9 protein-coding genes, 1 tRNA gene and 1 pseudogene are annotated in these 12079 nt (G+C 50.2%); 7 read left to right on the forward strand and 4 right to left on the reverse strand.

The features are described from left to right. Positions 1 to 207, reverse strand: a 207-nt coding sequence (locus PHU49_09020; GenBank protein MDD5244145.1) for a UvrD-helicase domain-containing protein, incomplete at its 3' end; no start/stop codon positions are given. A gap of 328 nt (positions 208 to 535) precedes the next feature. Here PHU49_09020 and PHU49_09025 point away from each other — a divergent pair. Both PHU49_09025 and PHU49_09030 read left to right on the forward strand, forming a co-directional pair. Continuing rightward, positions 536 to 620, forward strand: a tRNA-Leu gene (locus PHU49_09025). Between the two features lie 240 nt (positions 621 to 860). Continuing rightward, positions 861 to 1114, forward strand: a pseudogene (locus PHU49_09030) (IS3 family transposase). Positions 1115 to 1189: 75 nt separating this feature from the next. Here the strand turns inward: PHU49_09030 and PHU49_09035 are convergent. Next, a complete protein-coding gene (locus PHU49_09035) occupies positions 1190 to 2542 on the reverse strand; it encodes a DEAD/DEAH box helicase (GenBank protein MDD5244146.1) in 1353 nt (450 codons plus the stop codon). A 266-nt stretch (positions 2543 to 2808) separates the two neighbouring features. Between PHU49_09035 and PHU49_09040 the strand changes: the two genes are divergently transcribed. Next, positions 2809 to 3003, forward strand: coding sequence for a hypothetical protein (locus PHU49_09040; GenBank protein ID MDD5244147.1), 195 nt, complete (start codon positions 2809 to 2811; stop codon positions 3001 to 3003). Between the two features lie 72 nt (positions 3004 to 3075). Further along, entirely contained in the window at positions 3076 to 4989 is a 1914-nt protein-coding gene (locus PHU49_09045) for an ATP-binding cassette domain-containing protein (protein ID MDD5244148.1), read from the forward strand. A gap of 127 nt (positions 4990 to 5116) precedes the next feature. Here the strand turns inward: PHU49_09045 and PHU49_09050 are convergent, their stop codons facing one another. Further along, the gene (locus tag PHU49_09050) at positions 5117 to 5875 is read right to left on the reverse strand and encodes a SprT family zinc-dependent metalloprotease (GenBank protein ID MDD5244149.1); all 759 of its coding nucleotides are present in this window, start codon (positions 5873 to 5875) and stop codon (positions 5117 to 5119) included. A gap of 204 nt (positions 5876 to 6079) precedes the next feature. Further along, positions 6080 to 7468: an MBL fold metallo-hydrolase gene (locus PHU49_09055; GenBank protein MDD5244150.1), complete on the reverse strand. Its 1389-nt coding sequence runs from the start codon at positions 7466 to 7468 to the stop codon at positions 6080 to 6082. A 1080-nt stretch (positions 7469 to 8548) separates the two neighbouring features. On the opposite strand from PHU49_09055, the gene PHU49_09060 reads away from it, so the two are divergent. From PHU49_09060 to PHU49_09070, 3 genes are all read left to right on the forward strand, one after another. After that, a complete protein-coding gene (locus PHU49_09060; protein MDD5244151.1) occupies positions 8549 to 9910 on the forward strand; it encodes a TrpB-like pyridoxal phosphate-dependent enzyme in 1362 nt (453 codons plus the stop codon). A 513-nt stretch (positions 9911 to 10423) separates the two neighbouring features. Beyond that, entirely contained in the window at positions 10424 to 10669 is a 246-nt protein-coding gene (locus tag PHU49_09065) for a hypothetical protein (protein ID MDD5244152.1), read from the forward strand. 316 nt (positions 10670 to 10985) lie between these two features. Further along, on the forward strand, positions 10986 to 12079 hold a 1094-nt coding region (locus tag PHU49_09070), incomplete at its 3' end, for a pyridoxal phosphate-dependent aminotransferase (GenBank protein ID MDD5244153.1).

Consider the following 12079-nt stretch of genomic DNA (forward strand, 5'->3'; position numbering starts at 1 on the left):
CCTTTTCATCCAGTCGATGATGCGAACCCGCATTTCTGCGGCAGCCTTATTGGTAAAGGTCAGGGCAACGATATTCGAGATATGATTTTTGGGGCCGCTTCCTGCCGGCTGACCCATGACAAGGAATCTCAGGTAATGTTGCGCGAGGTTATAGGTTTTTCCCGCACCTGCCGATGACCGGACGGTAATGATCTGAGGATTGTCCATAGCGTTAATATATCTTACCCGACTGACAGCATGATGTCATGAATAAAAACGTGAAAGGCGGTCGATAGTCGATAGTGAATAGTGAATAGCTGGAAACCCGTAATTCGTAATTCGTGAAACGTGAATGTAGGAATACAAACCTAAGGGATGAGATTGCCACGCTCCGCTCGCAATGACAACCAACTCTTCCTGATATACTATATACGATATACTATTCACTGCTCCTCCCGCCTTGGGTTGCAGTTCGCTATATACTATATACGATATACTATTCACTGTTTTAAATGTTTGTTGACATCGGGAGGTTTTCCTATTATATAAAAGATGTGCCTGGGTGGCGGAATAGGTAGACGCAAGGGACTTAAAATCCCTCGGTCCTTGTGACTGTACGAGTTCGATTCTCGTCCCGGGCATTGATATTAAAGGGGCTTACAAGACACCATAAAAACAGTCTTAAAACAAAACAGAATGTAATCAATGTGTAATCAAAGGAAAAATATTTATTTTTTCAAGGAAAACAAGGTCTATTCAAGGATAAAATGGCAAACTCTACCCTATGGACATTCAAATCGTTGCATATTCAACTTAGGATGATGGATGAAAACAGGCAAATTTGCATCATGCGGCAGGAAGAGCAGGAAAAAACGGAACGGATCATAGAGCTGGCGAAGAGATATGGGCGGTACGGATACAGAAGGATAACGGCCATGCCGCAGAATGAGGGATGGAAGATGAACCATAAGAGGGTGGAGAGAATCTGGAGACAGGAGGGGTTGTAGGGTACCCCGGAAGCAACCCAAGAGAGGGAGGCTCTGGCTCAATGACGGCAGTTGTGTGAGGCTGCGCCCGGAACATAAGAAGCACGTGTGGAGCTACGATTTTTATTGCTGAGAGGACAACCGATGGGTGGGCAGAACGGGGACGTCTCCCTATCGTCACGGAGCGACGCCTCAGCCGGCGAAACATCCCCGTACTCCCTGCCTCAGTGCATCGATGATTTACCCCTTCCACCGCTGTTCCACCGCCTTTTCGACTGAGATGACTTTGTGGTTTTTGTTCCAGAAGAGACACCGCGTCCCGGCTTGGTGGTGGTTGTTATGGGCTTTGCTCCCGCATCCGTACGTCCGCTGGCCCGCTCCGGTTTTGGCTGCGCCCTGTGATGTTGCGGCGGCCGTGGCGGCCGTGCAAATTCGGTGTTCCGGGCCGGAGCTGATTTCGTATAATCGAAGCCTTTCAATATTCGCCGTTCTATCTTCCCGCCCAGCACACGTTCAATGTCCTTGACCTGGGGCTCGTCCTCCTGGCTGACAAAGGTGAAAGCATCGCCGGTCTTAGCCGCACGGCCGGTACGACCGATACGGTGCGTATAGGCATCCGTCGTATCCGGCATATCATAGTTGACGACATGAGATATGCTCAACACATCGATGCCACGGGCCGCTATATCCGTTGCCACCAGGATCTGGTATGAGCCCTTGCGGAAGCCGTCGAGAGCATCTTGACGCTTGTTCTGCGACAAATTTCCCTGGAGTGAGGCAGCCTTGTACCCTTTCTTCTGCAGTTCCTGACCGATGCATTTTGCCCGGTGCTTGGTGCGTGTGAAAATCAGGATCGATTCTGTATCAGTCTGTCTGAGCAGCTCCAGAAGGAGCCCGGTTTTCAGATGCTGTTGAACGGGATAAAGCGCATGTGACACTGTGCTGGCCGGGGCCGTGGGGCCCACCTTTACCGTGACGGGATTATGGAGTACTTCGTCTGTCAATTTCCGGATGCTGTCGGGCATGGTGGCAGAGAACATCAGCGTCTGCCGCTTTCTGGGCACTTGTTTGATGATCCGTTTGATATCGGGGAGGAAACCCATATCAAACATCCGGTCTGCCTCGTCAAGGACCAGGACTTCCAAATTCGCAAGGTTGATAGTCCCCTGATTAAGGTGATCGAGTAACCGGCCGGGGCAAGCAACGATAATATCGACACCGGCACGGAGTTTCTGGATCTGCGGGTTCAGGCTCACGCCGCCGTAAATTGTACAGCTTGTCAGGTGTGTGCTCCGCCCCAGTTCTCTGATCGATACATGGGTCTGTTCTGCCAGTTCGCGTGTGGGCGCAATAATCAGGGCACGCACCTTGCCGCGTGGACCTGGGAGCAGACGCTCCAGGATCGGCAGCACAAATGCCGCTGTTTTGCCGGTTCCGGTCTGGGCAAGGCCCATAACGTCTTTCCCTGAAAGGATGGGCGGGATCGTCTGCATCTGGATAGAAGTCGGAGTTTGATAACCGAGCGCTCTGACGCCGGCAGCTATTTTTGGATGAAGCTTAAATGAACTGAAACTCATGACACCTCTTTACTAAGGAAAATTAGTAACTAAAGCAAATTATGATCTGATATTATCTCGTTAGGGGAACGTTTTGGACAAACGGTTAATTAAGTCCCTCACGTGGCCCTTGTAGTTACTTTGGTTAACACTGTAAGCTTATTCTGCGGCCCTTGTCAATTGATTCACGACAACCTTCACGTACCGATACCGGCAATTCCAAGGAGTTTGGACATCACTGGCGCCTATCCGAAAGTGAAATAATGGCTATTTAAATTTGAGGAGAATTGAACAATGTTAAGATCGAAAACCTCATCGACAAAGACAACAAAGAATACAACCGGCTTAGCCTTAAATACCTCACCCATTATGTGGAGGAGGAACTTCTCAATCACCCCCTTTTGTACCGCACACCCATCGTCAGAGATGGCCGCAAAGCGACAGTGGGCTATGTGCCCGAGGTCTGGAAAGAGTGGACATAAATCCCGAAGCAAACACAAAGCAGAAGTGGCAAATCCCTCCTTTGTCGGTTATACTAAGACCCGCGAGATGGTATGGGACTTTTACTCATTAATGATGTTTCGCTAAATTTTGGCGGCCCGCAACTGTTTGATGGTGTCACGCTTCAGATCGAGGCCGGCGAACGGATCGGCCTGCTGGGCCGTAACGGTTCGGGCAAATCCACCCTCATGAAGTTGCTGGCCGGTCATATAACTCCGGATTCAGGCGGGATTATTCGAAGCGGCAATGTGAAGACCGCTATGCTGGCACAGGATGTTCCCGATGACCTGCCGGGAACGGTCTATGACGTGGTAGCCGCTGGCGGACAGGAACATGTGGAACTCCTCAGAGAATACCACGACCTTACCATGCAGATTGCCGGGAACAGGGATGCTGGCCTCATAAGGAAGCTCGAAGGCGTACAGCACCGGATAGAATCATCCGGTGCCTGGCATTACCACCAGCAAGTTGAAAGGGTAATCCAAAGGGCTGAACTGGACGAAAATGCCCGGTTCCGGGTTTTATCTGCGGGTATGAAGCGCCGGGTTTTTCTGGCCAGGGCACTGGTGAGTAATCCGGACCTCCTGCTCCTCGACGAGCCCACAAACCACCTTGATATTAGTACCATCCTCTGGCTCGAGGACTTCCTGCTGAAGTACGAAAAGACGCTCATGTTCGTGACCCATGACCGGGCCTTTCTCCAGCGTTTGGCAACTCTGATTGTGGAAATCGACAGGGGCCGTTTGGTATCTTTCGATTGTAACTACAGAACCTACCTTGAACGACGACAGGCTTTACTGGATGCAGAAGAGAAGCAGTGGCATGAATTTGATAAGAAATTATCCAAAGAGGAGGTCTGGATCAGGCAAGGGGTCAGGGCGCGTCGCACACGCAACGAAGGCAGGGTCCGGGCGTTGATGCAGATGCGCCAGGAGCGCTCCCGCAGGCAGGAGCAGTCGGGAGTTGCCCGGCTGGTAATCCAGGAAGCGGAACGGAGCGGCCGGATAGTTGTGGATGCAAAGGTAATTTCATTTGCATGGGGTGATACAAAGATTATCAATGGGTTCTCCACCACCGTCATCCGCGGCGATAAGGTGGGCGTTATCGGGCCGAACGGTTCCGGCAAAACCACCCTTCTCAAGATACTCCTCGGTGACCTCATGCCCCAACAGGGAACAGTTCGCCTGGGTACCAATATCAGCATTGCTTACTTTGATCAACTCCGTGCACAGCTCGACGAAAATAAGACTCTCAGGGAGAATATCGGTGACGGCAGCGACACGGTCATGATTGGCGGCATCCAGCGACACGTAATGGGGTACCTTCAGGAGTTTCTTTTTTCGCCAGAGCGGATTATGTCGCCCGTCAGTTCTCTCTCCGGCGGTGAGCGCAACCGCCTGCTCCTGGCGAAACTCTTCGTTATTCCATCGAATGTGCTTGTTCTCGATGAGCCCACGAATAACCTTGATGCGGAAACGCTGGAATTGCTCGAAGACAGGCTTATTAATTACACTGGTACGATCATGCTGGTCAGTCACGACCGCGAGTTTCTCAATAATGTGGTGACCTCTACAATTGTCTTTGAGGGTGATGGACTGTTAGTGGAGTATGTCGGTGGCTACGACGATTGGCTGAGACAGAGGAAAACAACAACCGGGCAATTGAAGTCAACAGCTCCAAAGGAACAGAAACAAAAGAGGGAAAGAGCGCCGAAGGAGAAGGATAAACTTTCTTTTAAAGAGACCCGGGAGCTTGAATCTCTGCCACAGATCATCGAAGCCCTGGAGGAAGAGAAAAAACGCCTCACGGAAACCCTCAATTCCCCCGATTTCTATGCAAGCCGTGATCTTGACAAGATATACGGGGCTAACGATCGGTTGGGCGTGGTGGGAAAGGAGCTTGATGAAGCCTATCATCGCTGGGATGAGCTCGAAAGCATGGCCGCCAAATTCAGGGGCAACCCTTAACGCTCTGGTTAAGCTGCGGGTGTTCAGGATTTATCCCGGGATAGCTGACCTGCCCCCAAAAAACCGGTCCAGATGTTGAGTTATGCCCTGTACGAGTTCGATTCTCATCCCGTGCATTAAATTTATATCAGAGTACAAGGAGATGGTTGTTCTCATTGAGCCACAGTCGGCGCTGCCTGTAATCGGGCATCATACTCTCTACAAAGCCCCAGAATCTTTTCGAATGGTTCTTGTGTTTTATATGGGCTAGTTCGTGTATTATCACGTAATCTATCGCCGGATAGGGGGCCATGATAAGCCGCCAGCTGAAAGAAAGTCTGTTATCTGCGGAACACGATCCATACCGGCTCTGTGCGCTTGTTATGCGCACCTCGACAGGTGGAAACTTCAACTGCCGCCTGTAATGGTCCACCCTCTCCGCAATGGTCTCCTTCGCCCTCACAATGTACCATTTGACAAAGAGCTCCCTTGCTTTTTGATGGCTGCCCGCGTCCATCTGGAACGTGCCGTGCAAAAGGGCGAGCGGTGGTCTCCTGTCGCTTTCACATACCTCAAGCGGGTATGTGTCACCGAGATAGAGGAATGTATCACCGGGGACGAACCTTCTCGGCAGCCCGCTCTCCTGGTTGCGTTGACTGAGTACCTGGAGATTTTTTTCTATCCAGTCCTGTTTCGCACGGAGGAATGTGGTGACCTCACTTTCAGGCGTCCGATACGGTACATAGACGACGACCCTGCCGCCATCGTCGATCCTGAGGCTCAGCGTCCTTTTTCTCTTTTTGCTTCGTATGAGAGTGTGTGGAATATCGATCATGTCAATAACCAGGTAAAAGGTGAGAGGTGAAATGCGAAAGGTAATAGGTGATAGGTATGATGAGATCGCCACGTCGCTTCGCTCCTCGCGATGACAACATAATGATGAACATCGCTCCTCGTTCCTGGTTTTCCATCCTTTGTTTCGTCCTTTCGTCCCCCATCCTTCGGTCCTTCCGCTTTCCGCTATGCGCTTTGCGCTATGCTCCAGCATCCAGCGACGAGCGACCAGTATCCAGTATTTAGTGACGAGTATGGAGTATCCAGCATCCGGTCGTTAGATCTCTATCTCTTCTCCCTTGTATGGAACGTGTGTTTCGAGGGCCAGTTTTTCCTGAACGACATGTTCGAACGTAAGGGCTACCGATTCTTCGCCGTGGGTTATGAAGACCTTCGGCTTATTGGTGAATGTGCCCAGCCATTCAAGGAGTTCCTTCTGGTCTGCATGGGCCGAGAAACCGCCAATGGTGTAGATCTTTGCCCTTATGACCATCTCTTCACCAAGGATACGGGCCGTCTTTGCGCCGTCAATGATGTGCCTGCCGAGCGTACCCCCTACTTGAAAACCGGTAAATATGATGCTGCACTCCGGTCTCCAGATATTGTGTTTGAAATGGTGGCGTATCCTGCCGCCATCGCACATACCGCTGCCGGCTATGATGATCGCCCTGGATTTTATCTTATTGATCTTCTGCGATTCCTCTACAATGGTTGTAAAATGGATCTTCATCCCTTCACTGCTTTTAAACTTGAACATATTTACCGCCTGAGCATCGAAGAATTCCGGATGGGCCATATAGATCTTCGTGGCCTTATCCGCGAGAGGACTATCGACATAGACATCGAGGTCTTCCAGTTTTCCTTCTTTAACGAGTTTATTTAATATGTAGAGCACATCCTGCGTCCTCCCTACCGCGAAAGACGGGATCAGGACATTGCCGCCCCTTCTGAAGGTATCCTTGATCGCATATTCCAGCTCGTTGATGCTTTCGTTCAGATCTTTATGCAGCCTGTTGCCATAGGTTGACTCAACAACGACATAGTCAGCCTCTTCCACGTGCTGAGGGTCATTAATGATCGGGTTCCCGTTCTTGCCGACGTCTCCTGAAAATATGATCTTTTTCTCCTTGCCGTCCTGATCATGGTACCATAGCTCCAGTGAGCCTGAACCGAGGATATGTCCGGCATCGATAAACCGGTATTTGACTGTTCCGTTGTTAAGCCCCTCAATGTTCCCGTAGTTCTTCTTATCAAAAAACGGGATTGCCCGCTTCACAGCCTCTGTATCATAGAGCGGCTCGAAGCGGATATCTTTGCCACCCCTGAAGGATTTCTTTGTAAGCCATTCAGCATCCTTCTCCTGGATATGGGCTGAATCATAGAGCATGATCTCGACAAGATCAGCCGTTGCCGACGTGGTAAGTATCCTGCCCTTGAATCCATCCGTCACAAGTTTCGGGATCAGCCCTGAATGGTCGAGGTGGGCATGGGAAAGGAGGAGATAATCGATCTCAGCGGGGTTAAACTGAAAAGGCTCTTTGTTGAGGGTATCGGCATCCTTTCCCTGGTTCATCCCGCAGTCAACAAGGATTTGAATGCCGTCTGCCAGTAAATGGTAACACGAACCGGTTACCTTTCGCGCTGCGCCCAAAAACCTGATCTTCATGTGTTGCTCCTTTTAAACGTAAGGGATTTGAATCTCGTTGATTATACATAGCAAGGGAGAGTTTGACAAGGAATATGAAAGGCAGCGGAGAGCGGAGAGCTGAGAGCTGAGAGCGGAAAGGTGAGTTCAACCTTCGAGGATCGATGCTGAATTAACTGATTGTTCAAGGTTCAACGTTCAGGTACAACATAAAAAACACGGGAGCAGAACCTTCATTTTATTGTCATCGCGAGGAGCTTCCATCCTTTATTGTCATCGCGAGGAGCGGAGCGACGTGGCGATCTGTTGTATGGGATTGCCACGCCCTGCAGGCTCGCAATGACAACCCACCACGCTCCGCGGGCTCGCAATAATAACAAAGACTATCCGCTGATCTTTGGATACCGGATGCGAACAGCAGCAAAGAATGGATCAAGCCGATAGCGCAACATTAAGACCAGACAGACCAGATAGACCAGACAGACGGGTTTTCTCAGTTCGTTGCTGACGGCTGAACTAATTTTCTTGACATAGTAAAATGCTTTGTGCTAAAAAAGAAACAATATGATAAAGACAGCCAAAAGAACAAACTGGGCTTGGTGGTGGTTAGTGTAGGTGCGAGACCGTAAATAACCGGCCACGGGCGGTCTTGCACCGTCCGTGGCCTTTTTGTTTCAAGGGGCCATGGATCGTAACGATTCATGGCCTTTTATTTTACCGGATGCTGAAAAACGGGGTACGAGAAAAAAGATAGGGGAAGAGGCACGAGGTACGAGAGATGAGTTCAAGGTTCAATATTTTTTTGTCATCGCGAGGAGCTTCCATCCTTTTTTTGTCATCGCGAGGAGCTTCCATCCTTTTTTGTCATCGCGAGGAGCTTCCATCCTTTATTGTCATCGCGAGGAGCGAAGCGACGTGGCGATCTGTTGTATGGGATTGCCACGCCCTGCAGGCTCGCAATGACAACACATCACGCCATTGTTCTCTGTTCTCCGCAGCTTTTTCCCTTTACTGCTCACGCATTACGACTTACGAAGGTAACGCAACAAACGCGATAAACGCAACAAACGCGATAAACGCGATAAACTAAGGAGGTAAAGGATGGAAAAAAAGATTTTTCTAAGTGAAAAGGAGATGCCGAAGGCGTGGTACAACATCCAGGCAGACATGAAAGGTCCTCTGCCGCCGCCGCTAAATCCGGCTACCGGTGAGCCGATAACGCCGGACATGCTTTCACCGATATTCCCGATGAACCTGATCGAGCAGGAGGTAAGCACGCAGCGGTGGGTCGACATTCCCGAGGAGGTACTGAAGAGGCTTGTCATGTGGAGACCGTCTCCGCTCGCCAGGGCCTATTCACTCGAGAGATTCCTCGGCACCCCTGCGCACATATACTTCAAAAATGAGGGTGTCAGCCCTCCCGGGAGCCACAAGCCGAATACCGCTGTCCCGCAGGCATATTACAACAAGATCTTTGGCACCAGGAGACTGACCACAGAGACCGGGGCAGGCCAGTGGGGAAGCGCCCTTGCGTTTGCGTGCAACCAGTTCGGCCTTGAACTGAAGATATACATGGTACGGGTAAGCTATAACCAGAAGCCCTATAGAAGGGTCATGATGGAAACCTGGGGTGGGAAATGCATCCCCAGTCCAAGTTCCCATACGAATGCGGGAAGAAAATTTCTTGAGAAGGATCCTGAACATCCGGGCAGCCTGGGGATGGCCATCAGTGAGGCCATCGAGGATGCCGTTACCTCTCAGAACACGAAGTATTCCCTGGGGAGCGTCCTGAACCATGTCCTTATGCACCAGACCGTCATAGGGCTTGAAGCGGAGAAACAGCTTGCGATGGCCGGCGAATATCCCGATATTGTCATCGGATGCGCCGGAGGAGGGAGTAATTTCGCGGGTCTTTCATTCCCATTTATCAGGGACAAGATACACGGGAAGGATATCAAGGTCATCGCCTGTGAACCTACTTCCTGTCTGACATTGACAAGAGGTCACTATCTGTATGATTTCGGCGATACGGCGCAGACAACGCCGCTATTGGCGATGTGTTCGATAGGCCATGGTTTTGTGCCGGCGCCAATACACGCAGGAGGACTTCGCTACCACGGGATGGCGCCGCTTGTGAGCAAGCTCTATATGGATGGACTCATCGAGGCGAGGGCCTACAATCAGCTTGAAACATTCGCCGCAGGCATTACCTTTGCCAGAACGGAAGGATTTATCCCTGCCCCGGAGACGAACCACGCCATAGCCTGCGTGATCGAGGAAGCGAAGAAGGCAAAAGAAGAGGGGAAGGAAAAGGTCATCTTAATGAACTGGAGCGGCCACGGCATTATAGATCTCCCGTCCTACGATGCCTATATGGCAGGGAAACTTCACGACTATACACTGCCGGATGAGGAGATCGAAAAACTGTTGAGGGAACTGGATGCCTTTCCAAAACCACACTGATAGATTACAGCTGACAGGCTAATGGTATATCCCGGATCTTACTGTATAAGGATGAGAATGATGTCGGACTATTCCCCGCAAACACGCTCATACGCTCCAGCGGCTTACATTCGCTCGCGTTCGGCTTCGGAACTTTTGCTTCGCAAAAGACCGAGCTTCCTCGCCTCACGACGGTTTGCTAAAGGAAAGCCCGACATCATTCTCTCAATGTATTGCGCATGGCGCAGAGAAAAGAATGCATAGCGCAAAGCGCATGGCGCATAGCGGAAAGACGTGAGGAGTACTGAGAAAAAGATGCGAAGAATGTGTGAGAGATGAATTCAACGTTCAATATTTTGTCATTGCGAGCCCGCAGGGCGCGGCAATCCCATACAACAGATCGCCGCGTCGCTTCGCTCCTCGCGATGACAACGTAGGATAAATGAAGGTACGCTTTGATCATTTGATATTAGAATTTAGTATTTGCCATGAGCTATCAGCCATGAGCCATGAACTGATTTTTGGAGGTTTATCATGGAAATTTATTGTTCCCAACTTGGCATGATGATCGAATTTTCCTACTGTATTTCCATGAATGACGGTTTACCGTGTAGAAATTCTATAGATTGCTGGCGAGAAAGGCTTGATATTGTGGCTTTTCTTAAGGCAAAATACAGTGATGGAGAGTTGAGCAAGGTCTTCAGTGGATTACCGAGATCGAAGCTCGACAGGATCATGGAGATGATATATACGAAAGGCAACGTGAAAGGTGAGGCATAAGTCGTGAGGGGAAGAAGGTGCAGGCTGAGAGCGGAGAGTCTTAAGACCCAGAAGGGGGGTTCATCGTTCGACGTTCTATGCTTGCCCTCGAATGGCTCTATCGGGGGTTCGAAGTTCCTTATTTTATTGTCATCGCGAGGAGCCACACACTTTATTGTCATCGCGAGGAGCGAAGCGACGTGGCGATCTCAAAAGATGAGATTGCCGCGCTGCGCTCGCAATGACACTGCGCCGCTCTCCGCTCGCAATGACAACGATAAAAGGCTGATAGCTATCTGCTGATAGCTGAAAGCTGATCGCTAATGAAGGAGGTTTAATGCTGCTTTCGGATAGGGTAATGAGTGTGAAGCCATCGGGGGTACGGAAGATATTCGATCTTGCCAACAAGGTAAAAAATCCTATTAATCTGAGCATCGGTGAACCGGATTTTGATATTCCCGACGACATTAAACAAGAAGGTATAAAATGGATACAGGCAGGGTTCAATAAGTACACCCCTTCGGGAGGAATCCCGGAATTGCGGGAAAAGATCCTCCATAAACTGAAAGGGCAGGGCATCATATGCGACGACGTGATCATAACGGCAGGGGTGACAGGCGGTCTTCTCCTCGCCCTCATGGTTACCCTGAACCCCCTCGATGAGATCATCATCCCTGACCCCTGTTTTGTACTCTATGAGTACCAGGTGGAGCTCCTTGGCGGGAAGCCTGTCTTTATCGATACCTATCCGGATTTTACCATCAAAGAAGAGGAGCTCAGGAATGCTATTACAGACAGGACAAGGGCGATCCTCATCAACAGCCCCAACAACCCGACGGGAATGGTCTGTTCCCGGGCTGAGCTTGAGATGGTTGCGGCGGTGGCACGCGAAAAAGATCTTCTTGTATTCTCAGATGATATCTATGATAGATTTATGTACGGCGATAGGGCTCAGCAGGTATATTTGGGCCAGCTCTACGAAAAAACGCTTACATTCGGCGGTTTTTCAAAGACCTGGGGGATGACGGGATGGAGAATAGGGTATGTTGCAGGGCCGAAAGAGATCATTCAGTGTATGGTTACCATGCAGCAGTATGTGTTCAGCAGCATTAATTCTTTTGCCCAGAAGGCAGGGATCTTTGCGCTTGACTACAACATGGATTCATTCATAGAAGGTTACAAGCGGAAGAGGGATCTGATCTACGAAGGGTTAAAAGATAAATACAATGTAGTGAAACCGGAAGGGGCGTATTTTATCTTTCCCGAAGTCCCCGGAGGTGACGGCGATACATTTGTGGAGAAGGCGCTCGGGAAAAACCTTTTCATCATACCGGGCAGTGTTTTTTCGCGGAAGAAGTCGCATGTCCGTATTTCCTTTGCGGCAAGCGAAGAGAACCTGCTGAAGGGTATAGAGATCCTGAGGAGTATGGC

This window comes from Syntrophorhabdaceae bacterium, from assembly GCA_028713955.1.
Taxonomy (GTDB): domain Bacteria; phylum Desulfobacterota; class Syntrophorhabdia; order Syntrophorhabdales; family Syntrophorhabdaceae; genus UBA5609.